Source organism: Shinella sp. WSC3-e (assembly GCF_945994535.1).
Taxonomy (GTDB): Bacteria; Pseudomonadota; Alphaproteobacteria; order Rhizobiales; family Rhizobiaceae; genus Shinella; species Shinella yambaruensis.
Genome location: NZ_OZ000530.1, coordinates 595,486 through 618,661, shown reverse-complemented (window position 1 = coordinate 618,661; position 23,176 = coordinate 595,486). Strand labels below are relative to the sequence as shown.

28 protein-coding genes are annotated in these 23,176 nt (G+C 69.0%); 5 read left to right on the top strand and 23 right to left on the bottom strand.

Annotated elements, in window-relative coordinates:
* Positions 1-2 precede the first annotated feature (2 nt).
* The 17 genes from AABF56_RS03125 to AABF56_RS03045 all read right to left on the bottom strand — a co-directional run bounded on the left by AABF56_RS03125 (position 3) and on the right by AABF56_RS03045 (position 12,393).
* On the bottom strand, positions 3-410 hold the full coding sequence (locus tag AABF56_RS03125) for an NlpC/P60 family protein (protein ID WP_443021147.1): 408 nt from the start codon (positions 408-410) through the stop codon (positions 3-5).
* 208 nt (positions 411-618) lie between these two features.
* Positions 619-1,509, bottom strand: a complete 891-nt coding sequence (locus AABF56_RS03120) for a DUF2163 domain-containing protein (protein ID WP_272804891.1) — start codon at positions 1,507-1,509, stop codon at positions 619-621.
* Positions 1,506-2,141, bottom strand: a complete 636-nt coding sequence (locus AABF56_RS03115) for a DUF2460 domain-containing protein (protein ID WP_272804890.1) — start codon at positions 2,139-2,141, stop codon at positions 1,506-1,508. Before AABF56_RS03115 ends, AABF56_RS03120 begins: the two co-directional genes overlap by 4 nt.
* 402 nt (positions 2,142-2,543) lie before the next feature.
* Positions 2,544-3,077, bottom strand: coding sequence for a phage tail tape measure protein (locus tag AABF56_RS03110; RefSeq protein WP_272804889.1), 534 nt, complete (start codon positions 3,075-3,077; stop codon positions 2,544-2,546).
* Positions 3,078-3,080: 3 nt separating this feature from the next.
* Entirely contained in the window at positions 3,081-3,284 is a 204-nt protein-coding gene (locus AABF56_RS03105) for a rcc01693 family protein (protein ID WP_272807427.1), read from the bottom strand.
* Positions 3,281-3,643 carry a gene transfer agent family protein gene (locus tag AABF56_RS03100; RefSeq protein WP_272804888.1) on the bottom strand — a complete coding sequence of 121 codons (363 nt, stop codon included), beginning with the start codon at positions 3,641-3,643 and terminating at the stop codon, positions 3,281-3,283. Before AABF56_RS03100 ends, AABF56_RS03105 begins: the two co-directional genes overlap by 4 nt.
* Entirely contained in the window at positions 3,643-4,050 is a 408-nt protein-coding gene (locus AABF56_RS03095) for a phage major tail protein, TP901-1 family (protein ID WP_272804887.1), read from the bottom strand. Before AABF56_RS03095 ends, AABF56_RS03100 begins: the two co-directional genes overlap by 1 nt.
* 26 nt (positions 4,051-4,076) lie before the next feature.
* Positions 4,077-4,484, bottom strand: coding sequence for a DUF3168 domain-containing protein (locus AABF56_RS03090; protein ID WP_272804886.1), 408 nt, complete (start codon positions 4,482-4,484; stop codon positions 4,077-4,079).
* Positions 4,481-4,819: a phage head closure protein gene (locus tag AABF56_RS03085; protein ID WP_272804885.1), complete on the bottom strand. Its 339-nt coding sequence runs from the start codon at positions 4,817-4,819 to the stop codon at positions 4,481-4,483. The genes AABF56_RS03090 and AABF56_RS03085 overlap by 4 nt, the downstream gene beginning before the upstream one ends.
* Entirely contained in the window at positions 4,819-5,388 is a 570-nt protein-coding gene (locus AABF56_RS03080) for a head-tail connector protein (protein ID WP_272804884.1), read from the bottom strand. Before AABF56_RS03080 ends, AABF56_RS03085 begins: the two co-directional genes overlap by 1 nt.
* 197 nt (positions 5,389-5,585) lie before the next feature.
* On the bottom strand, positions 5,586-6,830 hold the full coding sequence (locus AABF56_RS03075) for a phage major capsid protein (protein WP_272804883.1): 1,245 nt from the start codon (positions 6,828-6,830) through the stop codon (positions 5,586-5,588).
* A 72-nt stretch (positions 6,831-6,902) separates the two neighbouring features.
* The gene (locus AABF56_RS03070; RefSeq protein ID WP_272804882.1) at positions 6,903-7,460 is read right to left on the bottom strand and encodes an HK97 family phage prohead protease; all 558 of its coding nucleotides are present in this window, start codon (positions 7,458-7,460) and stop codon (positions 6,903-6,905) included.
* 127 nt (positions 7,461-7,587) lie between these two features.
* Entirely contained in the window at positions 7,588-7,896 is a 309-nt protein-coding gene (locus tag AABF56_RS03065) for a DUF6107 family protein (RefSeq protein ID WP_244769956.1), read from the bottom strand.
* 387 nt (positions 7,897-8,283) lie between these two features.
* Positions 8,284-9,420, bottom strand: coding sequence for a phage portal protein (locus AABF56_RS03060; RefSeq protein ID WP_272804881.1), 1,137 nt, complete (start codon positions 9,418-9,420; stop codon positions 8,284-8,286).
* A 214-nt stretch (positions 9,421-9,634) separates the two neighbouring features.
* On the bottom strand, positions 9,635-10,243 hold the full coding sequence (locus AABF56_RS03055) for a glycoside hydrolase family 19 protein (RefSeq protein ID WP_272804880.1): 609 nt from the start codon (positions 10,241-10,243) through the stop codon (positions 9,635-9,637).
* A gap of 1 nt (position 10,244) precedes the next feature.
* On the bottom strand, positions 10,245-11,447 hold the full coding sequence (locus AABF56_RS03050) for a DNA-packaging protein (RefSeq protein WP_272807426.1): 1,203 nt from the start codon (positions 11,445-11,447) through the stop codon (positions 10,245-10,247).
* A 403-nt stretch (positions 11,448-11,850) separates the two neighbouring features.
* Positions 11,851-12,393 (bottom strand): hypothetical protein, encoded by a 543-nt coding sequence (locus AABF56_RS03045; RefSeq protein WP_244769953.1) that lies wholly within the window; start codon positions 12,391-12,393, stop codon positions 11,851-11,853.
* 261 nt (positions 12,394-12,654) lie between these two features.
* Here AABF56_RS03045 and AABF56_RS03040 point away from each other — a divergent pair, with 261 nt between their 5' ends.
* Positions 12,655-12,987 (top strand): MmcQ/YjbR family DNA-binding protein, encoded by a 333-nt coding sequence (locus tag AABF56_RS03040; protein WP_272804879.1) that lies wholly within the window; start codon positions 12,655-12,657, stop codon positions 12,985-12,987.
* 7 nt (positions 12,988-12,994) lie between these two features.
* On the opposite strand, the gene AABF56_RS03035 is transcribed toward AABF56_RS03040, so the two are convergent.
* Positions 12,995-13,480, bottom strand: a complete 486-nt coding sequence (locus AABF56_RS03035; protein WP_272804878.1) for a YcgN family cysteine cluster protein — start codon at positions 13,478-13,480, stop codon at positions 12,995-12,997.
* A 178-nt stretch (positions 13,481-13,658) separates the two neighbouring features.
* Here AABF56_RS03035 and AABF56_RS03030 point away from each other — a divergent pair, with 178 nt between their 5' ends.
* Genes AABF56_RS03030 through AABF56_RS03020 form a run of 3 tightly spaced genes read left to right on the top strand, consistent with a single transcriptional unit; the run spans position 13,659 to position 17,009 of the window.
* Complete coding sequence (locus AABF56_RS03030) at positions 13,659-15,842, top strand: transglycosylase domain-containing protein (protein ID WP_443021090.1); 2,184 nt, start codon at positions 13,659-13,661, stop codon at positions 15,840-15,842.
* Between the two features lie 29 nt (positions 15,843-15,871).
* A complete protein-coding gene (locus AABF56_RS03025; protein ID WP_272804876.1) occupies positions 15,872-16,465 on the top strand; it encodes a DUF1214 domain-containing protein in 594 nt (197 codons plus the stop codon).
* Positions 16,458-17,009 carry a DUF1254 domain-containing protein gene (locus AABF56_RS03020; RefSeq protein ID WP_272804875.1) on the top strand — a complete coding sequence of 184 codons (552 nt, stop codon included), beginning with the start codon at positions 16,458-16,460 and terminating at the stop codon, positions 17,007-17,009. The genes AABF56_RS03025 and AABF56_RS03020 overlap by 8 nt, the downstream gene beginning before the upstream one ends.
* A 174-nt stretch (positions 17,010-17,183) precedes the next feature.
* On the opposite strand, the gene AABF56_RS03015 is transcribed toward AABF56_RS03020, so the two are convergent.
* Entirely contained in the window at positions 17,184-17,372 is a 189-nt protein-coding gene (locus tag AABF56_RS03015; protein WP_272804874.1) for a hypothetical protein, read from the bottom strand.
* Positions 17,373-17,974: 602 nt separating this feature from the next.
* Here AABF56_RS03015 and AABF56_RS03010 point away from each other — a divergent pair.
* The gene (locus AABF56_RS03010) at positions 17,975-18,952 is read left to right on the top strand and encodes a DUF2336 domain-containing protein (protein ID WP_272804873.1); all 978 of its coding nucleotides are present in this window, start codon (positions 17,975-17,977) and stop codon (positions 18,950-18,952) included.
* 9 nt (positions 18,953-18,961) lie between these two features.
* Here AABF56_RS03010 and AABF56_RS03005 read toward each other — a convergent pair whose 3' ends face one another.
* The 4 genes from AABF56_RS03005 to AABF56_RS02990 all read right to left on the bottom strand — a co-directional run bounded on the left by AABF56_RS03005 (position 18,962) and on the right by AABF56_RS02990 (position 23,108).
* Complete coding sequence (locus AABF56_RS03005) at positions 18,962-19,093, bottom strand: hypothetical protein (protein WP_256388502.1); 132 nt, start codon at positions 19,091-19,093, stop codon at positions 18,962-18,964.
* 94 nt (positions 19,094-19,187) lie between these two features.
* Positions 19,188-20,840: a M10 family metallopeptidase C-terminal domain-containing protein gene (locus AABF56_RS03000; RefSeq protein ID WP_272804872.1), complete on the bottom strand. Its 1,653-nt coding sequence runs from the start codon at positions 20,838-20,840 to the stop codon at positions 19,188-19,190.
* 198 nt (positions 20,841-21,038) lie between these two features.
* The gene (locus AABF56_RS02995) at positions 21,039-21,410 is read right to left on the bottom strand and encodes a DUF1491 family protein (protein WP_272804871.1); all 372 of its coding nucleotides are present in this window, start codon (positions 21,408-21,410) and stop codon (positions 21,039-21,041) included.
* Between the two features lie 246 nt (positions 21,411-21,656).
* Complete coding sequence (locus AABF56_RS02990; protein ID WP_272804870.1) at positions 21,657-23,108, bottom strand: methyl-accepting chemotaxis protein; 1,452 nt, start codon at positions 23,106-23,108, stop codon at positions 21,657-21,659.
* Positions 23,109-23,176: the final 68 nt, after the last annotated feature.

Genomic DNA, 23,176 nt, shown 5'->3' with positions numbered 1-23,176 from the left:
GCTCAGGAAATCTCCGGAAAACGGAAGACGCCGGCGATCCGCCGGCGCCATGCGGGCACGAGCGGCGATTCGGTCACCGCCGCCTGCTCATAGGCATGGATGAAATGCGCGTCGGACGTCGCGATGCCGGCATGTTTCGCCGCCACCCCCGCCCGCCAGCGGAAGACGAGGATATCGCCCGGCCGCAGCGCCGAGACCGGCAGCGCCGCGCCGCAATGCCGCGCCGCCGCCTCCAGCAGCCGCTCCGCGCCCGCCCGCTCCGCCCAGTCCGCGGCGTAGGCGCCCGGCACCTCCGGCTCCGCCCCGTAAAGCTCCCGCCACACGCCGCGCACCAGCCCGAGGCAATCGCAGCCGACGCCCTTCAGCGCGCCCTGATGCCGGTAGGGCGTGCCGATGAAACTGCGGGCGATCGCGACGACCCGACCGCCGGTATCCTGTCCCGGCCCCTCATCCGGCCTGCCGGCCACCTTCTCCCCGCAGGCGGGGAGAAGGGATTTGCCGCCAAGGTTTCCCGCATGACATTGCCGCGGTGGAAGAAGACGGTTCGGCATGTCCCCTTCTCCCCGTTCACGGGGAGAAGGTGGCCGGCAGGCCGGATGAGGGGCATCCCGCAGCATCTCACTCATAGAGCGGCCTCCCGTCATGCACCGTCTCGCCATCGGCATAGCCATAGGTGAAGTCGCTGCCCGGCATGTGCGGAAAACCGCGGAAATTCAGCCCGTTGGAGAACTTGGCCTTGCAGGTCGCAAAGCGCTTGTCGCACCCTGCCGTCACCTGCATCGCATCGCCCGCGGCCACCCCTGCCGGCACCGGCAGCCAGAAGGTCAGCTCGTCGCCGCCTGCCACCTTGCGCTGGTCCTCGATATCCGCCGTCAGTCCCTCCGCCGCGCCGCTCGTGAAGGTGAGCACGCCATAGCGGAAGAACCGCTCGGCAAAGCCGGAGAGCCCGCTCACCCGCAGCCGCATGTCGTCCAGCACCGCGCCCACCGTCGCCGTCGCCCGGAAGGCCGGCGCCGCCGCATTCACGCTGCACCGGCCGTCGCCCAGCACCGCATCGCAGCGATGCCCGTAGATACGCCCGCGCACCTGGTCGAGCCGGTGCGTCAGCCGCCGCAGCTCGGCGCGAAAAAGCCCGCCCTCGCGCCGCACCTCGCCAAGCTCGGCCGTGCGCAGCAGCAGCCGCTGGGCGGGGTTCTGCCAGTTGACCCGATAGACCTCGACCTTCGCCCCGTCGTAGCGCCCCGCCGAAAGGTCCTCGGTGCGGATCGCCTCCGTCGAAAACCCGCCCGCGAGATCGCCGCCCTCGGCCGAAAGCCCGTTGCCGTCCTCCGTCTCGCTCGCTTCGAAGCCGCTCGCCGCCAGATAGGCGAGCCCGCCGAAGGAAAGGTCGCGGTCGTGGTCGGTAAAGCCCATCACCACGCCGTCGCGCCGCGTCACCCGCCAGGCATGGCACAGCGTCGTCGCCTCGCCGTCGAGATGCGCCTGCAATCCGCCCGGGATCGTCCTCATGGCCGGATCTCCACCAGCGGAATGGAGGGAATGCGCCCGGCATCGAACTGCGCGAGGTCGATGTCGATACGGTCCGTGTCGAAGCGCACCGGCACGTCGAACGCGTAGCCCGCCCGGATCGCGCCCGAAGCCGGTATCTTGCCCGGCTTGAAGGTGACGACACCCGTCGCATGGTCCACCGTATAGTCCGCCGCCGGCCGCGTGCTGCCCGCCACCGAGACGACCACCGTGCCCATGACCGGCTTTTCGATGGTGCGCACCGTCTCCCCGCCGGCATCCGCATAGCGCTTGACGAGCTGGAAGGACGCCGTCGCACCGTCCCCCATGCCGATCTGCTGGTCCGTGGCGCTGACCGCCCCGCCCGGCGCACAGGACTTGTGGTCCACCGGATCATGGAAGCGGAAGCCGTAAAACTGCCCGGCCCGCGCCTCGAAGAAGGCGAGCACCGCATAGAGATCCTCGAGCGACCGCACGCCCGAACCCGCATCGTAGCGCCGCCGCGCATCGTGCCAGCGGCGATTGCGGTTCTCCCGCCCGTTGGAAAGGCTGACGATATCCGTCCGCCGCACCGGCCCGCCGCTGGTGCCGAGCGCGACACGCAGCGGAAACCGCACCTCATGAAATCCTGCCATGCCCATCTCTCCGAAAATGCTCCGGCCCCTCATCCCGCTGCCGCGACCTTCTCCCCGCAAGCTGGGAGAAGGGACGTGGAGCGCGGTTTTCCCGAATCGCCCGAGCCACTTATCGCGAAACCCTCACCCCGATTCCCTTCTCCCCGCCCGCGGCAGGGCGATCGCCTACGGCGTTCGACGGTGCCGCTCTCCTCTTCTCCCCCGCGGGGAGAAGGTGGCCCGAAGGGTCGGATGAGGGGGTGGCTCGGATCGAGCCTTTGCACCGTCGCCATCCCCCTCATCCGCCTGCCGGCACCTTCTCCCCGCGGGGGAGAAGGGGACGGGGCAGCGGTTTCCTTCCACAGGCCACAGCCCTGCCCCTCGGGAACAAGGCCGCAGCAGCGGGTTGAGGAGCGTTCACCCTCACAAACTGCGCTGCCCGCGCCCCACGGCGCGTGTCAGCATGGCCGCGATCTGCCCTTCGGACTTGCGGAAACTCGCCGCATCCTGCGCCGTCACGTTGAAGACGATGCGCGTCCCGCCGCCCTCGCCGGCGACACCCAGCGCCCCGTCCGGCCCGCGCTTCAGGGGCAGGATCGCCTCCGCTCCCGCCTCGCCCATCAGCCCGAGCCCGCCGCCGGTCCCGAAATAGGTCGGCGAGGCCACGACCCCGCCCTTGGCGAAGGGCGTCGCGCCGCCGAGCAGGCCGGAAAAGCCGGTCGACAAAAACCCTTCCAGCGGCTTCAGCCCAACGGAAAGCGCAATGTCGCTCATGCGCAGCGCCAGCCCGCGCAACACGCTCTCCAGCCCCTTGCCGTCGACGACCGCACCCTTCAGCGCGTTCGTCAACGCCGCGCCGAAGGAGCGCGAGCGCGCCTCCAGGTCGTCGAAGATCGCCGAAAGCTGCCCGGCATCGTCGAGCGTGCCGGCAAGAGGTCTGTCATCCGTATCCGCCATCGTTCACTCCTTGTGGTCGGGAAAGGCGCGCATCAGCGCGGCAAGCGCATCGCGCCCCGGCGCCGGCGGCACAGGCCGCAGCACGCCGAGCGCGAAGGCCAGCTCGCGCGGCGTCATCGCCCAGAAATCCGTCGCCGAAAGCCGCATCCGGCAGAGCCCGGCATGAAGCGCCGCCTCCCAGGGAAAGGCCGCCCTCCTCCCGTTCAGCCCGGATGCGGCCCCGGAGGGTTTTCCGGCCGCGCCTCCGCGCCCGGCCCGAAGGTCGCCTGCAACAGCTCCGCCGCGATGCGCGCAAAGCCGGAGAGCCCGTCCGCCACCGCCATCGCCGCCACGTCCTCGTCGGAAAAGAGGTTGCCGCCGCCGCGCAGCCCCGCGCCGATGATGCGGATGAGATCGCCCGCCTTCAGCCGCCCGGAGGAGAAGCGCTCGGCCAGCCCCGTCAGGCTGTCGACGGCAAAGGCCGTCTCCAGCTCCGCCAGCGCCCCGAGCGTTAGGCACAGCACCCGCCGCTCGCCGTCGAGCACCGCCTCGATCTCGCCGCGGTGCCGGTTCGCCCGCGCGCCCATCAGAGCGCCCCGAAGGTGAGCAGCCCGGCCGATTCCAGCGCGATCTCGAAGACCACCTCGCCGTCATGCGCCCCGGAATAGTCGAGCGCCGCGATCTGGAACGGCCCCGCGACCGTGCCGAAATCCGGGATCACGATCTGCCAGGCGAGGATCGTGCCGGCGAAGAACAGCGAGCGCACCAGCGCGTCCGAGGCCTGGTCCTTGAAGATGCCGGCGCCGGACACCGCCGCGCGCTGCACGCCCGCCCCGCCGAGGAGTTCGCGCCAGCGCCCCGCCGATTCCGCATCCGTCACGTCGACGAGCTGCGCATTGAACGACAGCCGCTTCGAGCGCAGCCCCGCAACGGTGACGAAACCCGCCCCGTTGTCGATCTTGATGAGGAGCTCGCGCCCCTTCTGTGCCACCATGGCAAGGTCCTTTCCGAAAGAGGGTGTCAGGCATGCGGCTCCGTCACCGCCCGGAAGCGCATTTCCGCGCGGTGGAAGCGGGACTTGCCGTCGCGGCGAAGCCGCGTGTCGCGGTGGAAGAGCAGGACGAGATGGTGCCCGGCCAGCACCAGCGCCGCATCGTCGAGCGCCGCGCGCACGGCGGCGGCCATCGCCTGCACCTGCCGGTGCCCCGCCGCCTCGGACCAGGCCTCCAGCGTCACCACATGTTCCTCGCCCGTCTCGCTCGCCGTCGAATGGTCGATACTGTCGATGCCCGCGATCACGAGCAGCGGCGCCGCCGGCCCGTCGGGCCTCCGGTCGGTGATGCCGTTCGCGCCGACCAGCGCCGTCAGCGCCGCATCGCCCGAAAGCCTGGCGAAGATCGCCTTCTGCAGGGCCGATGCCGCGCTCATGGCTGGATCTCCTCGCAGTCGCAGAGCGTGTAGCGCCCCGTCTCGTCCGGATCGCGAAAGGCGCGGATGGCGAAGATCCGCGCACCCTTGCGCAGCCGCATGCCGCCGGCAAGGTCGCCCCGCCGCCGCAGCCAGATGCGGTGCGTCACCGTCACCGGCAGCGTGCCCGCCGCCTCGTCCGCCCGCGCCGCCACCGGCTCGATCGCCGCCCAGAGCGTTGCCAGCGCCGCAAAGCCGCGCTCCACGCCGCCCTGCCCGTCCGGCGTCTCGACCGGCCCCTCCAGCGTCAGCCGCGCGGAGAATGCGCCGGGATCGATGATCCTCGCCTTGGCCATCACAGCCTCCGCAGCCGGTAGGGCGCCACCAGCCGGTCGCAGCCCGCCGGCACCGTGCCCGGCTGGTCCTGAGGCGAAAGCACCCCGCGCAGCTCGAACATGGCCGCCACATGCAGGAGCAGCGCCCGCTTCAGCCCGTCCGGCACATCCGCGCCGCTCTCGCCGAAGCCGGCGGTGAAATCGATCTCGATGCCGTTGAGCGCCCGCCCGCTCGCCGGGCGCGCCGGAAGCAGCAGCCGGGCCGGCCGCGCCGTGCCGTCGAGCAGATAGCCACTCGCATCGACCGCGACCGGCAGTCCGGCGGCGTCATAAACCGTCACCGTCTCAATGGTTTGCACCGGCCCCCTGGCAATCTGAATCACCCGCGTTTCGGGCCAGTCGTCGAGATAGAGGCGCAAGGGGCGCGTGATCAGGCAAAGCCCCGTCGCGGCCTCCAGATGTTCGCGCGCCACGCGGACCAGCGCTGAAAGCAGCGCATCCTCGTCGGCCGCATCGAGGCGCAGATGCGCCTTCGCCTCGGCAAGCGTCACCGGCTCCACGGCCGGCGGCAACAGTTCCGCAATGGTCATGATCGTCCTTCGCGATGGAGATAAGGAATGCGGGCGCGGCCGGGAGGAAACCGCGCCCGCCGGCACCGGCGCCAGGGAACGCCGCCGGTGCACACTTTGCGTCATCCTCGGGCTTGACCCGAGGATCCACAGCCGCGCGACGGCGGGTGGATGGTCGGGTCAAGCCCGACCATGACGGCGCTGATGGACGGGGTCGCTCAGCTCGCCGCGAACTTCACCAACTTGATCGCCTCGAAATTCTGCACCCCGCCGCCGACGCGCTTGGTCGTGTAGAACAGCACATAGGGCTTGGCCGAATAGGGATCGCGCAGCACGCGCACGCCCGTGCGGTCGACGACGAGGTAGCCGGAGCGGAAGTCGCCGAAGGCGATGGAGAAGCTGTCGGCCGCCACGTCCGGCATGTCCTCCGCCTCCGCGATGGCGAAGCCGAGCAGCGAGGCCGCCTGCCCCGCCGAGGCCGGCGGGCGCCAGAGATAGTTGCCGTCCGCATCCTTGAACTTGCGGATCTGCCCTTGCGTCTTGCGGTTCATCACGAAGGTGCCGTTCTGCCGGTGCCCCGCCTTCAGCGAATAGACCGTGTCGAACAGCGTGTCGGAGGGGCTCGCGGCCTTGAAGGCCCCGGCCGCGCCCGTCGCGATATAGCCGATATTGCCCCAGCTCCAGCTCGCGTCGGCGACGGCCGTGTAGCCGAGGAAGCCCTTCGGCTTGTTGGTGCCGTCGCCGGAGACGAAGGCGGTGCCCTCCTGCTCGGCGAAGACCATGTCGATCTCGGAGGCGATCCAGCCCTCCACGTCCACCGCCGCGTCGTCGAGCAGCGCGGCCGTCGCCGCCGGCATGGCGTAGAGCTCCATGGTCGGGAAGGAGAGTTCGGCGAGCTGCGCATTGCCCGTCTGCGGCCGCGCGGCGGTTTCCGCCACCCAGCCCGCCGCCATGCCGCCCGTCGCGAACGGCTTCTTCAGCACCGTGCCGGAGACCTGGCGCACGGTCGCAAGCGCCCGGATCGGCGAGACGGCGGAAAGCCGGCGGCCGATCTGCGTGTCGGTCTCCGGCGGCACGAGATAGCCGCCGTCCGCCGCCGAGCCGACCGACATGGCCTTGCCCTCCAGCGCCCGCAGCGCGCTCTCGTCGCCGCGCCGCATATAGGCGGAGAAGGCCGCCTTGTGCTCGCCCGCCTCGAAGCCGCCCTCGCTGCCGCCGAGCGCCGGGCGCGCCTTCTTCAGCGCGAGCTGGTCGATGACGCGCTTGTGCTCGTCCACCGCGCGGTTGATGCGCTCCACCTTGTCGCGCGTCACCACGTCGGCGGTCAGCTTCTGCTCGATCTCGCCGAGCCGGCGGTCGTTCGTCTCCTTGAAGGCCTCGAAGGCCTCCATGAAATCGTCGAAGGCGGCGGTCATCGTTTCCGGCACGGCCTTGATTTCCGGCGCGGTCTTGTGGCTCTCCATGCTGTCTTCCTCTTCTTCGGTTGGCATTTCCAGCCGAAGCGAAACCGCTTCGGTGTCGGGTAAAACAAAAGCCTAGCGTTTCATCATCCGGGCCGCCCGGCGCATGAGGCGCACGAGCTCGGTCTCCCGGTCGCGGAACCACCGCGCATTCTTCACGTTCGACACCCGCGCCGAGGGCAGCATGGGAAAGGTGACGATCGAGATCTCCCAGAGGTCGGCCTCCAGGATGCGGCGCACGCCGCTCGTCCGGTCGGTCTTCGAGCGCACGGTCTGGAAGCCGATGGAAAGCCCGTCGAGCGCGCCCGACTTCATGAGGTTCAGCACCTCGCGGGCCCGCGCCACGCCGGGCGAAAGCACGCCCTCGACATAGAGCCCGCGCCCGTCCTCGCGGATCGTCCGCCAGCGCCCGAGCGGCTCGGCCGGATCGTGCTGGAACAGCATGCGCACGCCGGAGGCCCCGCGCTTTTCCAGCGAGCGGGAAAAGGCGCCCGGCGCGATCGCGTCCTTGCCAAGGTCCACCTCGCCGAAGAGGCTCGCATAGCCGGAAAACGCCCCGTCGCCGGAAACGCCCGCAAGCGTCAGATCGGCATATTTCTTCGTCCGCCAGACCGGCAGGTCGTCGGTGATCATGGTCTTCTCCGATGATGTGAAGGGGAATAGGCGGTAGCCAATAGGCAGTAGGCAGTGGGGATCGGCGCAGCGCAGCCCCAACCACCAATTCCCTATTCCCTACCGCCTATTGGCTATTGCCTACCGCCTATTCCCGCATCCGCTCCGCCAGCCGCGCCAGCACCCCCAGCCCCCACCAGGCCGAAAGGCTGGCCGCCGCCGAGCCGGTCAGGAGCATCTCCGCCGGCCCGAGATAGCCGGCAATGCCGAGCCGCACCGCGATCCACAGCCCGGCCGGCCCGCCGAAGACGAGGCCGCAGGCAAGCCCCGTGAGGAACCGGCACGCCGCCTCCCGGCGGCTCCTGGGCAGGAGATAGATGAGCGAGACGGCCGCGCCCGCCGACGCGCCGATCAGCCGGGCCGTCCAAAGCCCGCTGTCGTTTCCGAAGTCAGCCATTGTTAAGCCTTTCAGATTATTATGGAAATCCGGGACAGCGGGCCGCACGCGGCCGAAAGCGCCGGCTTTCCGCCAAGGAAGCCGGGCCGATCAGCGAGTCTTTTGAATCCCTTGCGGCGCTTTGCTGGAAAACCGATTCAAGGTTTTCACAAGTCGGGTGCGGCACTCTGCAAAGTGATTCGCATGTGCAGCGCAACCAGTTAATTTTCCTGGAGAAAGCAGCAATCCCGGCCCCTCACCCTAGCCCTCTCCCCGCAAGCGGGGAGAGGGAACTTGCCTCACGAATGGTCATTGGCCGGGGAAACCGACGCGGCATATCGCCTTCGCCCCGCTTGCGGGGAGAAGGTGGCCGGCAGCGGGATGAGGGGCAAGCATCCCCGCTCCCCCTCAATACCCCACCGCCCGCCGCTTCTCCTCGTCCGTCAAAAACCCCGCCGCGCCCACCCGGGCCCAGAGTTCCGAGCGCTCGTCCGCCAGCCCGCTCACCTGGTCGAGATCCGGCACCAGCCGCAGCCCGTCATCCGACCCTTCGGAAAACCACCCCGCGAAGGCCGCCGCCGTGCGCTGCACCAGCGGCAGCACGGTGAGCCGCCAGAAGGCCCGGTTGGCCTCCTGGTAGTTGGCATAGGTGGCATCACCCGGAATGCCGATCAGCATCGGCGGCACGCCGAAGGCGAGCGCGATGTCGCGCGCCGCGCCGTTCTTCGCCTCGACGAAATCCATCTCGCGCGGGGAAAGCCCCATCGCCTTCCAGTCGAGCCCGCCTTCCAGCAGCATCGGCCGCCCGGCCCGCGCCGGTCCGGAATAGCCCTCCTCCAGCTCCGATTTCAGCCGGCCGTACTGGTCGGGCGTCAGGTTGCCGCCCTCCTTCGGCTGGTAGACCAGCGCGCCGGAGGGCCGCGCCGAATTGTCGAGCAGCGCCTTGTTCCAGATGGCGGCCGCGTTGGAGAGGTCGAGCGCCATGGACGCCGCCTCCAGCGGCGCGAAACCGAGCTGGTCGTCGAGCGGATGAAAGAGGCGCAGATGCAGGATCGCCTGCCCCTCGCCCGCGGGGTGCCGGCGCACATGGCCGCCGACGCGATATTCATAGGCCTCCGCCCAGCCGTCCCGCCCCTCGACGATGCGCACCCGGTCGGGCCTCAACAGATGGAGTTCGCGGAGGTCGTCGCCCACCCGAACGCCCTCCACGAAGGCATTGCCGGAAAGCAGGAGATGCCCGTAGAGCGTCTCGAAGAAATCCGCGCCCGCCTGGCGCCCGTTCGGCCGCGACAAGAGCGAAAGCAAGGGGTCGTCCGGCCGCTCCGCCTCGCCCTGATAGGCAAGCCAGGGCACGGAGGCCGCCGCTTCCGCGATCATGCGCACCGCACGGTGCGCCACCGGGTTCTTCATGAACCCCTCGCGCGACAGCGAGGCATAGGAGCGGGACGACCAGTGCGCCCGCCCCTCGGCCGTCAGCGCGAAGAAGCCCGACGCCTTGGTCTCGGCCGCCCGGCGCTGCCGGGAGAGGAAGGATGGTAATTTCATGGTGCCCTCCGATTGTGTCGATTCGCCGATGGTCCGGGCGGTGTGCCGTGCGGGTGGATCCTCGGGTCGAGCCCGAGGATGACGGAGGGGAGGATCGGGTTTCCATCCCATGGAACGATGCGGCATGCGGATCCGGTGCGGTGGCCCTTCTACATCTCTTCCGTCGTCATCCTCGGGCTCGACCCGAGGATCCACCCGCACGGCACGCCGCCCGCTACCCGCCCAGCGCGGCGAAAAACGCCCGCCCGTAGCCCGCCACCTTTTCCGCCCGGTCGAGCCCGTTGATGATCCGCCGCGCGCCGACCCAGTCGGCCCGCGTGCCGGAGAAATGGTCGGCCAGCCGCCGCCCGGTGAAGGCGCCGCGCAGCATCCCGGTGAACAGGATCTCGACCGACACCGCCATCTCCATCGCAAGCTCCGGCCGGCCGACGAGATCGATGCCCGTCAGCCCGGCCAGCCGCGCATAGTTGCGCCGGTGGGTGATCTGCACGAGCCCGCGCCCGAGCCAGCTCTTCCCCGCCTCATCGCGCCGCCAGTAGGGCGCGGAAACCTGCGGCAGCCGTCCGGCCGCGAAGGCCCGGTCGAGCCGGGCGATCGCCGCCGCATCCGTCGCCGCGAAGGTCTCGCGCACCGGCTGCAGGCGCCCGCCCGTCTCGTGATGGGCCGTCGCCAGCATGTAGGCGAGGAAACGCCGGTCCTCGACCTCGCCGCGCTCGAAGCGGTCGAGCAGCGCCGCCAGCCCCGCGACCTGCGCTCCCGCCAGCCGGCCGCCATACAGCGTGCCGCGCACCGCATCGAAAAACGCCTTGCGATCGATCGTCATCTCAAATCCCCCTAACCCGCGGTTCGCCCGCCCGCTCCAGCACCAGCGCCGTCAGCGCCCAGACCAGCGCGTCGAGCCGGTCCGGCGAGCGGCCGGAGGAGAGCCCGTCCGGCCCGAAATCGCACATCTGGTCCTCCAGCTCGGCAAAGGCGGCCGCATGGACCACCCGCCCCTGCTCGTAGAGCGCCGCCACCGGCTCGGCGCGCAGGAATTTTCCGCGCGTCGCCCGCACGGTCGCGACCGGCAGGTTCACGTCGACGCTTTTCAGCATCGCCGTCACCATGTCGCCGCCCTGGTTCACCTCGGCGACCACCCGGTCCGCGTCGAAGCGCCGGAAGGCGCGCACCACGGCGCCCGCCCAGCCCGCCGGGCTTGCGCCCGTCACCGAGCAGTCGGCGAGCACCACCGCCCGCCCCGCCCCGTCCAGCCCCGCCACGACGATGCCGCAGACGGAGGCCGCCGAGGCCGTCGCCGGCGGATCGACCGCCACGACGATGCGCGAGAGCGGCCCGGGATTGCGCTGGCGGATCCCCTCCAGCCGCGCCCGGTTCCACAGCGCGTCCTCGCGGTCGGCGATCAGCTCGCCGTCCAGCTCCTGCCGCCCCAGCCGCGTGCCGCCGTAGCGCTCGGCCATCGCCGCAAGGAAGCCCGGCGCGAGGTTGCCGGCATTGTCGTCGGTGCGGATGCGCCGCACCGCGGTCTTCGGATCGCCCGCCAGCGCCCGCAAGAGCGGCACCGGCCGGGGCGTCGTCGTCACCAGCACGCGCGGATCGTCCCCGAGACGCAGGCCGAATTGCAGCATGTCCCAGGTCTCCTGCGCATGTTTCCATTTGCCGAGCTCGTCGCACCAGGCGAGGTGGAACTGCGGCCCGCGCAGGCTCTCCGGGTCCTCGGAGGAAAAGATCTGCGCGATCGAGCCGTTCGGCCAGACGAGCCGGCGGCGCGAGGCCTCGAAGTCCGGCCGTGCCCGCCCGGCGATCCGGCAGATGCCCGATACGCCGTCGATCATCACCTCGCGCGCATCGCCCAGCGTCTCGGCCACCAGCGCGATGCGCAGGTCCGCCTTCAGGCTGGCGATCGCATGCACCCATTCGGCGCCCGCCCGCGTCTTGCCCGAGCCGCGCCCGCCCATCAGCAGCCACACCCGCCAGTCGCCGGCGGGCGGCATCTGGGCAAGGCGGTGGTGGAAGTGCCAGCCGCGCATCTGGCGCAGGCTGGTCGGCGTTATCGGTGTCGTGCGGGCAGGCTCGATTCCTTCGGCCTGGCCCCTCATCCCCCTGCCGGGACCTTCTCCTTGGCTGCGGGGAGAAGGGGGAACAGGCGCTCGATTGTTCCAGTCCTCTTGCTCCCGATGGGAAGGAAACCCGGGCCTCATCCCCTTCTCCCCGCCTGCGGGGAGAAGGTCCCGGCAGGGGGATGAGGGGCAAGCCTCAGACGAGAGGCAGGCTTCACCGCTCCTCCGCCCCAAAATCCCCGCCTCCAGCGCATCCGCTTCAACGCTAAACGCCGTCCGCCCCCGTTCTTCCTCGATCATCCTCAAGCCCGCAGCCGCCGTCCGCATATCCGCATCGATTGTCTTCCCGATCGCCCGGCAGGCGCGCCGCTCTCTACGGCCCGCTTTCCGCGCGCGCGGCAGCATCGCCGCCAGGCCCGAGCCCGCGCATCCAGTCTTCCTTCGCCGCATTCAGCCGTTCCTTCACGCGGTCCTCGACAAGCCGGTCGAACTCCGCCGCCAGCGCCGCCTCGTCCTCGGCGCCGTCGGCGGCCGCGTCCGCCTCAGCCCGTGCATTGAGAAGCGTGCGCTGCAGGCTGTCGATCTTCTCCAGCGTGCGCACGATCAGCGAGACGGCCTCGATGGCCGCCTTGGCGTCCGCCTGTGCCTGCTTGCGGAAAACCTCGTCCTGTGCGCCATCCGCATCCTCCTCGGCCAGCGCCTTCTGGCTCTGGAAGCGCTGGAAGCGCTCGCGCAGTTCCTTGGTCATCTCCAGAAGCATCGCCTGCATGTCGAGAAACGGATCGAGCGGCGCCTGCGCCTTGATGTCGAGCAGCGGCGCCGCGCCGCCCTCGAAGAGCGCCGGCCGCCCCGCCAGCCCGTCATAGACCGCCGGCGCCGGCGAGACGCCGAAAAGATCGAGATCGATCGCATCCATTCTCGGTCCTCCAAATGAAAAGGCGCCCGGTCCGAAGGGAACGAGCGCCTGTCAATAAATTCCTGCGTCCAGATGCGGAAAGCCGGCCGCGGGCGAAGGCCGCCCCTGTCCCGGTCTCCGGGAAAACCGGGTCGGCTCCCTCCGCCCGCACCTTTCCGACTATGCCATGACCCTACCAGACGACCGTGACGCCGTCAAGGACTATTTTCCTATCTTCTGCAAAAACTTTTCGGCCGCAGGAAAGGGTGCTACCTTTCGCCCATGATATCCGACGATCTCGTGACCATTGCGCTCGGCATGCCGGGGGCGCGGGAAAGTGCTCATTTCGGCAAGCGCGACTTCCGGGTGGGCGAGAAGGTCTTCATGACCCTGCCGGACGCCGGCCGGGCCGTCCTGAAGTTCACGCCGGACCAGCAGGCGCTGGTCCTGGAGACCGATCCGGGCCTGTGCGCGCCGGTACCGGGCGGCTGGGGGTCGAAGGGCTGGACGTCGCTTTATTTCGACGGCGCGGACGCCGCGCGGGTGCGCGAACTCATCGATACCGCCTGGCGCAACGTGGCGCCGAAGAAGCTCGTCGCGGCAAGCCTCCCCTGAAGCGCCGCTACTTGCCCTTTCCCACTTCCAGCGGCCAGGTCACCAGATAGTCCTCGTAGTCGTCGACATCGAGGCCCTCCTCGCTCACCGTGCGGTCGCGCGCGGAAATGCCGGCCTGGTGCACGGTGTCGGGATCGCCGGACACCAGCGGATGCCACCAGTAGAGGTCCTCGCCGTCGCGGATGAGGCGATAGCCGCAGGTCGGCGGCAGCCAGGAGATCTTTTCCACGCTCTCCACCGTCAGGCGGATGCAGTCCGGCACGGTCGCCTGCCGGTTCTCGTAGTCGGAGCACCGACAGCTTTCCCCGTCGAGCAGCACGCAGCGGATCGAGGTCCAGGCGATCTCGCCCGTGTCCCAGTCCTCCAGCTTGTTGAGGCAACAGAGCCCGCAGCCGTCGCACAGGCTCTCCCATTCCGGATCGGTCATCTCGGCGAGGGTCTTGGTCTTCCAGAACGGCAGGTCGTCCGGCTTTTCGGCACTGTTGATCGTCATCTCCGACCCCTGAACCCCTTGGGCGCAAAGGTCAAGGGGCCGGCTGCCAGGACCAATCGGCGAAATCCGTTCTGTTGCCTTCAAAAGACTGATATCCTCACTGAATAAACCGGTGGTGAGAGGACGTTAACCCAACGCAGGCAGGCTGCGACCCGCCCCCGCCAAAGGTATGCGAACCGTGGAAGACGACAGCCAGACGCCGACAAAACCCCGCCGCCGCAAGCGGCACATCCTCCTGCGCATCGATTCCTGGATCGATTCCACGGTCTGGAACGCCGGTTTTCGCGCGGCCGAGATCTGGGAGGAGATCACCATCTTCTCCCGCCGCTTCCACGTCAAAGGCTGGAAGAAGGCGGTCTTCGAGGTCGCCGGCGAGGGCATGAACCTCGGCACTGCCGGCTTCGTGCTGCTGCTCGCCCTCGCGCTCCCCGCCTTCGAGGAGACCAAGGGCAACTGGCGCGCCCAGAGCGATTTCGCCGTCACCTTCCTCGATCGCTACGGCAACGAGATCGGCCATCGCGGCATCATCCACGAGGATTCCGCGCCGATCGACGAACTGCCCGACCACCTGATCAAGGCGGTGCTGGCGACGGAGGATCGCCGTTTCTTCAGCCATTTCGGCATCGATTTCCTCGGCCTTGCCCGCGCCATGAACGAGAACGCCCGGGCCGGTGGCGTCGTGCAGGGCGGCTCGACGCTCACCCAGCAGCTCGCCAAGAACCTGTTCCTGTCCAACGAGCGCACCATCGAGCGCAAGATCAAGGAGGCCTTCCTCGCCCTCTGGCTGGAAGCCAACCTCTCCAAGAAGGAGATCCTGCGCCTCTATCTCGACCGCGCCTATATGGGCGGCGGCACGTTCGGCGCGGCCGCGGCGGCGCAGTTCTATTTCGGCAAGAACGTCACCGACGTGAACCTTGCCGAATCCGCCATGCTCGCCGGCCTCTTCAAGGCCCCCGCCCGCTACGCCCCGCACGTCAACCTGCCCGCCGCCCGCGCCCGCGCCAACGAGGTGCTGACCAACCTCGTGCAGGGCGGGCTGATGACCGAGGGCCAGGTGATCGCCGCGCGGCGCAACCCCGCCACCGTCATCGACCGCAACGAGAAGGCGGCGCCCGACTTCTTCCTCGACTGGGCCTTCGAGGAGGTGCAGCGCATCGCCAGGCCCTTCGCCCAGCATTCCCTCGTCGTGCGCACGACCATCGACATGGGCCTGCAGGCCGCCGCCGAGGAGGCGGTGGAAAGCAGCCTTCGCCAGTACGGCGAGAGCTATCGCGTCCGGCAGGGCGCGCTGGTCATGGTGGAGAACGGCGGCGCCGTGCGCGCCATGGTCGGCGGGCGCGACTATGGCGAAAGCCAGTTCAACCGCGCCACGCGCGCGCTGCGCCAGCCGGGCTCCTCCTTCAAGGTCTATACCTATTCGGCCGCGATGGAATCCGGCATGACGCCGGAGACGACCATCGTCGACGCGCCGATCAGCTGGAGCGGCTGGTCGCCGCAGAACTACGGCCGCAGCTATGCCGGCCGCATGACGCTGATGACGGCGCTCGCCAAGTCCATCAACACCGTGCCCGTTCGCCTCGCCAAGGACAAGCTCGGCACCAAGCGCATCGCCGAGATGGCCAAGGCCATGGGCGTCGAGACGCCGATCCGCACCGACAAGACCATGCCGCTCGGCACCTCCGAGGTCACCGTGCTCGACCAGGCGACGGCCTATGCCGTCTTCCCCGCCGGCGGCGTCTCGGCGCGCCGCCACGGCATCAGCCAGATCCTCAACTACGACGGCGACATCCTCTACGATTTCGGCCGCGACGAGCCGCCGGCGAAGGAGGTGCTGTCCGAGCAGGCCATGTCCTCGATGAACCGCATCCTCGTCACCATCCCGGTGAGCGGCACGGCGCGGCGCGGCGCGCTCGACCGCGGCATCGTGTCGGGCGGCAAGACGGGCACCACCCAGGCCTATCGCGACGCCTGGTATGTCGGCTTCACCGGCAACTACACGACCGCCGTCTGGTTCGGCAACGACGACTATACCTCGACCAACAACATGACCGGCGGCTCGCTGCCTGCCATGACCTTCAAGCGCCTGATGGACTATGCCCACCAGGGCATCGAGCTGCGCCCCATCCCCGGCATCGAGAACCCCCTGCCCGACGGCAAGAAGGCGAACGAGGTGGCCGCGACATCGAGCGACGAGAGCGCGCTGCCCGCGCTCGTGCGCCCGCGCTCGCTCTCGGCGGACGTGACGAAGCTCTTAAAGGACGTCGCCCGCGAGCTCGGCGCGGCGCCGGCGCTGAAGGCCGATGGCCGGGTCGCCGCGCTCGACGGGGCGCTTGACCTTGCTCGCGCGAAGCGGACAGAGTGACGGCAACCTGATTCCAACGGTCGATCGCCTTGCTCCGTACGCCCCTCGTCATCGCCACAGCGCTCGCCGTCGCCTTCGGCCTCGGCATCCTGAGCTCGATCTATGCGCTGCGCGCGACAGTCGGCTTCGGCGCCATCGCGCTCGGGCCCTGGACCGCCTTCCCGACCGCCCAGACGATCGACGCCGACCCCTACGCCAAGGCCCACCGCGCCCGCGACGGCAAGCTGCTGCTCGGCGGCGCGGAAGGCCTCACCTTCACCGCCGCCACGGACAGCGCGAACCGCACGCTCGTGGAAAACTGCCGCTACGAGATCCGCGGCATCACGCCCCCCGCCCGCCTGTGGACGCTGCATGCGGCGGACCGTAACGGCAATCCGCTGGAGGGCGCCCGCGCCGGCCTGCCGACGGGCCTCAATGCCTGGTCGGTGCTGCGCGGCACCGACAGCAATTTCTCCATCCGCATCGCCTCTTCGGCGACGCCCGGCAACTGGCTGGCCGTGCCGGAAGGCAGGGCGCCGTTCCTGCTGGTCATGACGCTGCTCGACACGCCGACCGCCGGCAGCTCCGGCGTCATCGACCTTGCCATGCCCGGCATCGTCAGGCTGGACTGTGCCGATGCGTAGCTTCCTCTATGCCATCGCCGTCGGCCTTGTCGGCGCGGCGCTGCTGCACATCGTCATCATCCTCTCGCTGCCGAGTTTCACCGGCCGTGACGCCTATACGCGCGTGCAGGCCTTCGGCGAGACGAACCGCTTCTTCCCCCTGGCCGATGCCGGCGATACGCTGGTGCCGATAAACGACGACCCGGCGATGAAGACGGCGGTCTGCGCCTTTTCCGTGGAGAACGGCCCGATCCGGCTGTTTGCCGAGGGCGAGGTACCGTTCTGGTCGCTCGCCGTCTATGACAGCGCGTCCAACGAGGTGTTCAGCATGAACGACCGCACCTCGGTCAGCGGCGCGCTCGACACGCTGGTCGCCACGCCCATCCAGCTCATCGGCATCCGCAAGGCCGTGCCGGCGGAGCTGGAACAGTCGATCCTCGTGGAAATGCGCGGGGAGGAAGGCTACGCCGTGCTGCGCACCTTCGTGCCGACGCAAAGCCGCGAGGAAGCGGCAACCGCCTTTCTGGCGGATGCAAGCTGCGAGCCCTTCACGGCGGAACAATAGGAAGGATCGCTCCGAAAGGAGCCTTGCTTGACGACAACTCCGCCTCTCCCTTCGTCGTCATCCTCGGGCTTTGACCCGAGGGTCCACGCGGCACGCGCTGCTGTGGATGGTCGGGTCAAGCCCGACCATGACGGAGGAGAGGTCGCCGCACTGCGCGCGGCGATCAAAAACGCTTCAGGGCCGGCGGGCGGTGTCCTGCGCGCCCTGCTTTGCCGCCTTGCCGCGGGCCGCCAGCATGGCGGGCGTCAGGCGTTCATATCTCACGCCGGTGAAAAGAAGAACCTGGGCCGGAGCCTCCCGGCGCAGGGTGTCGCGGCGCGGCGTTCGCGCGAGCCATTCCTTCAATCGTACCACGTCTGCCATTCTCGCCTCCAAAGAAGAATCGAGACGGATGAAGCACTCCTACAATCTCACCCTGCCCGTTTCAACGGGCCGGTGCATCCGGTTCCGTCACCCCCGGACGCGACATGAGATCGATGTCTTCCCAGTCGCATACGGGTGGAAAACGGCGATACGGGACCAGAAGTTTCCCATTCACGGGAATGTGTCTGGCGACCGTCCGGCATCCGGAACATCGCACCTTTCCCTCGCGGAACGGCGGGTGCCTTTCGGCAGATCCACCGCTCACATGATCGAATCATAACACGTCCATCGCAATAGACGAGCCGATCCTTGCCCCTAAAACTAGCGACTATCGGGTTAACATGCTGTTAACACTAGCGTGAAGCGCGCGTGTTCGCTGTTCCCTGCGGTACAGGCGGGAGCGCCCGCCGGGCGAGCGGGGCCTGTGCCGATACGGTCCGCATCCGCCGGCCCTGCCGCCGCAACCCTTGCGGCACCGCCTTGTAAACATTGCGGTTTCCGCGCGAGCAGGGTTAACGCCTTGCTAACGCTTTTCCTCTACTTTTCGTGAACGATTGGGAAGCGGCGGGGGGCTGCCGTTCCGGGGACTGAGCAGGTGTTTTGTGGCGGACAGGTTTCGCGAACTGGAGAGACCGCAGGCAGGGCGGCCGAAGGACATCGTGCTGATGGCCACGGTCTCCAGCTTCGAGAGCCTGCGTTTTCCCTCGCGCTCGGACCTGCACCAGTTCGGTGAGCTCTTCGAGCCGCTCTATAACGCCTCCACCGAGGAAGCCCGCCGGCAGGCCGTCGCCGCGCTCTCGCGCTGCCCGCAGGTGCCGGACGAAACCGCCCTCTTCATCGCCACCCAGCCGATCGGCATCGCCGCCATCTTCCTCATGGGCTCGAAGGCCATTGCCGAGCACACGCTGATGCACGTGCTGCGCGCCGCCGGCCCGGAGCATGCCCGCGCCATCGGCCGGCGGGACGACCTCTCGCCCGCCGTGGTCGAGGCGCTGGTCGCAAGCCATCAGGACCATGCCAGCCGCAGGGCCGGCGAGGATCGCGAGGCGTCGCTGAAGGAAGCGGCAAGGCTGGAGCGGGAAGAACAGATCCGCGAGGAGTTGCGCGCCCTGGTGCGCGCCGCAACGCCCGCCGTCCAAGCGCCCCCCGGGCTCGAACCGGCAACGGAGGCCCACCAGGCGCTGTTCGTGCGGTTTGCCCGCGCGGGCGAGGCCGGCATGCTGGCCGTCACGCTCGCCGACGCGCTCGGTTCCAGCCAGTGGCTGTCCGAGCGCATCCTTCTCGATGTGTCCGGGCGGCAGCTCGCCGAGACGCTGCTGGCGCTCGACGTTCCGGACGCGGACAGCCTGTTCGTGCTGACGAAGATCTATCCCCATCTGGCCGAAGGGGGCGCTGCGGCGCTGCTTTCGGCGCTAGACCCGGCCGAGGCGATCGACCGTGTCGAAAGCTGGCAGCGGGCGGACAGCTACACGAATGGCAATGGCCTGCCGAAGGCGGCCAACGGCGACGACGCGAAGTCGAATGGGCAGGATAACCACGACAGGTCCTCCGAAGCCGCACGGCACCGCGCCGCCGGCTGATCGTTTCTATTAGAAAATCCGGCGCCTGGCCGGTACGCGAATCGTCGCGCCTTCGTTCCGCTCGGCCGAGAGCGCGGCGAGCGTGGTCACGACGAACATTCCCGAAATCAGCAGTGCAAGAGCGGGCAGCACGATGAACATGGCGTTTCTCCGAGGGTTCGACGCAGGCCGATGCCTGCGTGCCTCCCTTTTGCCATGCCGGACGCCGCCGTGATGTTCCCGCGGGAACAGGGTCTCAGAAGAGGAAATCGCCCTTGTCGAGCGCGCGGAGCGTGACATGCTCCAGCGTCAGCATGTCGTTGCCGGCGCGGATCACCACGTCGTCGCCGCGTTGAACGGCATGGTTCGCCATGAGGTCGGTAAAGCCGGTAATGTCGGCATGGCCGGAAAGGTCGACCCGGTCCGTGCCCGGCGTGAAATCCGCCACCGTGTCGCGCCCGGAGCCCTTGGCGAACAGGAAGACATCCGCCCCGCTGCCGCCGATCAGCCTGTCATTGCCCTTGCCGCCGTCGAGAATGTCGTTGCCGCCGCCGCCCGAGAGCGTGTTGCCGCCGCTGTTGCCGATGAGCACGTTGGCGAGCTCGTTGCCCGTGCCGCTCATGCCGGCCTTGCCGAGCAGGACCAGCTTTTCGAGATTCGCACCGAGCGTATAGCTGACCGTGGACTGCACCGTGTCGGTGCCGCCGCCCGCCTTCTCGACAAGCTTCAGGCGGGCATCGCCGACGATATAGGTATCGTTCCCCTTGCCGCCCGCCACGGTGCCGGTCACCTTGCCGCCGCGCGTGTCGAACGTGTCGTTGCCCGCGCCGAGATCGACATTGCCGCGGATCGTGCCGTTGTTGGTGACGATCTCGCTGCCGCTGCCGCCCTTCAGCGCCAGGCCCTCCGCCTTCAGCGAGCCGTTGTTGGAAAAGGTGTTGAGCCCCTTGCCGAGCAGCGCCACCGCGATGCCCTTCGTCGCCGTTATCGCGCCGTTGTTCGTCACCGTCGCGCCGGCCCCGTCGCTGAGGATGCCGGCAGCCCCCTTCAGCGTGCCGTTGTTCGTCACCTGCGCCTGGGCGCCGCCGATATCGATGGCCTCGCCGGCCGTCGCGGTGATCGTCTTGTGATTGGCGAAATTGACCTTCGCCCCGTCGAGCCGCACGCCGTCCTTCGCCGCGGTGATCGTGCCGTTGTTGGCCATCACCGCGCCGCCGCCAGTGATCACGACGCCCTCGTCGGCACGCGAGACGATCTTGCCGTTGTTGGTGACGATGGCGCCGGCACCGGTCACGGTCAGCCCGTCGCGCTGCGCATCCACCGTGCCGCTGTTGGTCACGATCGCCGCCCGGCCGGCGCTCCTGATGCCGTCATCGGCCGTCGACTGGATCATGCCGTAATTGGTGATGATCGCCTTGGCGCCCGATACCGTGACGGCATCGCCCGCGCTCTTCACCGTGCCGTGGTTCGTCACCAGCGCATCGCCGCCGGTCACCTTGAGCCCCGTCCCGCCGGAGGACAGCATCGAGCCGCGGTTGGTGATGTTGGCGCCCGCGCCGCTGAAATTGCCGGCCGCCGCATCGCCCGAAAGCGTGCCCTGGTTGGAGAGGACCAGCCCGCCGCCGCTGGCGGAAAGGCCGGTCAGCGCGGCGGAGATCACCCCGTCCGGCTTGATCGCGACGGTTCCCGCATTGCTGCCGAGCGTGCCCGCGCCGAGCACGACCGCATTTCCGGCCGAAGACCGGATCGTCCCGTCGACGACAAGCGTGCGGCCGGCAATGGCCCCGCCCGCATCGACGGCAAGGCCCGTCGTGGCGATGGAAATGCCGGGCGCGACGATCCACTGGCTGTCCGCCTCGCGGGCGACGAGCGTCGATGCCCGGTCCGTGAGAATGTCGTATTTGCTCATGTCTTTCCGGCGTCCATCATCGACGTTGCCACATTCCGGAGCATTTCCGCTTCACGTCGAACGGCAGAATGCCCATCTCCCTGTTTCCGCGCGGCGCCCGACGCGGGCCTCCACGCCTTGCCGCCGGATTGGCTATGGTGCCTTTCCGGCAGAAATCCGTTCCGGCCGGATCGATGCTGCGGGTTTCGGTCGGCAGGGTTAACGCCGGAAGAACCCGTCGTCCTTCGGTTCGGCCCCGGCGAAGTCGATGAGATCGCCAAGATCGTCCGTCTCTATCGACACCACCCAGAGGTCGCCATCGAAACGCCGCTCCCGGGCGAGCGCATCGGCCACCGCCTCCGCCCTTGCCCGCTCCAGCCGCGTCTCGAAGCGCCTGAGCCCGCTCTCCTCCGCCTCGAAGACACTCTGCGGCGCCGGCGCATGGAGGCTTTCCGACCCGTCGCGGAACACCTGCCGCACGAACACCGCCCCCGCCTCCTCCGCGCCCTTCACCTCGATGGCCGCAAAATCGCCGCGGGCGAAGACGCGGCGCATCAGGGCGGACACGAAGATATCGGAACGAAGGCGCATGGCGGCGGCATACACGGCGCGGCGCGATCGGGCAATGGCGAAGCCTGGCGACCCCTCATCCCGCTGCCGCGACCTTCTCCCCGCAGGCGGGGCGAAGGAAGATGGTGAACCGGTTTCCCCAAACAATGACCGTGATGGACCCGGGAAAACACTGCATCCTCCCCTTCTCCCCGCAAGCGGGGAGAAGGTCGCGGCAGCGGGATGAGGCGCAGCACCGCCGTCACCGCGGCCAGGAAAAACCCCGCCTCACACCCGGATCGCCAGCCGGAGCCCGCCCCAGTGGCGACCGTTGACGGTGATGGGGGCGGAGATGTCCTTCATCAGCACGAACTGGCCGCCGCCCATGTCCCGGCGATAGGTCTGCACGAGGAAGGGTTCGGTGCTGCGCCCGGCGGCCAGTCCCACCCGGTCGTCGAAGATCCGGCGGTTGCGGCAGTTGGCGGTGTTCCAGGCCGGATCGCCCGGCCGCTGCGGCTCGGAGAATTTGCGGTTGTGCGTCGGCAGGTAGCCCTGGTCGTCGATCGCCGCGCAGAAGGCGATGCGCGCGTCCGCGGCCAGAACCGGCTCCTGGATCGCCGGCAGCACGCGGTCGGTGAAATCGGTGAAGCGCGTCGTCATCTGCACCGGATCGGTGCCCGGGATCGGCCGGTACTGCCGGTCGAACAGCGCCTCCATGCCCATCTCGCCGCTGCCGACGGCCGCCGAGAAGCGCGCCGAGACCTCCCCGGCCAGCCGCTGCACGAGGCGGATATAGGGGCTGTCCGGCGTCTCGATCCCCGCGCTCGTCGTCGCCTGGATGATGCGCTCGGAAATGGCCACCACCTCGCCGACCTTGCCGGAGGCGCCCTGCAGCACCTCGTTCGAGCGGATGATCTCCGCCGAGGCCGCGCCGATCGCGCGCGCGAAGTCGCTGCATTCCCGGTCCACCGCGCCCGTCGTCGCGGCAAGCGCCGAGGCGCTGTCGAGGATCTTCGACATCACCTGCTCGACGCCGGCAAACGAGCCCTGCACCGCCGAGGCCGTCGCCTTGACGCCCTCGGCGGAGACGCGCGCGCCCTCGCCCGCCGCCTCCAGCCGGTCGATGCGGGCGCGCAGCGCCTGCAGCGTCTTCTGGATGGAGGCCGTCGTGCTGGAGGTCTCGAGCGACAGCGCCCGCACCTCCGCCGCCACCACCGCGAAGCCCTTGCCCGCCTCGCCGGCACGCGCCGCCTCGATGGCGGCGTTGAGCGCCAGGAGGTTCGTCTGCCGGGCGATGGTGCCGATGGCATCGGCCAGCCGGCCGACATCGGCGAGCGCCCCGGAAAAGGCCGAGATTTCGGTGCCGATCTCGTTGGAGGCCGTCACCATGTGGTCGATCGCGGCAATCGAACCGTCGAGCTGCACCGCCTGCTCGCCGAGCACCTGGCGGGCGCTCGCGGCCAGCTGGTCCGTCTCGCCGAGCGCGCGGGCGATGTCGCCGTTGGCGCTGGCGATCGCGGTCGCCGACCGGGTCAGCCGGGTGAAGAGCGCCGCATGCTCGCGCGACTGGGCGGCCGTGTCCTGGATGGAGCCGGCGATGTCGACGAGATGGAGGCCGAGATCCGACGCCTCGACGGCCAGCGCCCCGACGACCCGGCGCAACGCCGCGCCATCGGCCGGCGCCCGCCCCTCGTCCTCTTCCCGGGTATGCGCAGTCTCACGCAAGGCAGCGTTGGACATGGTTCATCGATCCTCCAGATGATCGAAGGATCATCCGGCAGACATGGTTAACGCATCCTTTAGAAACA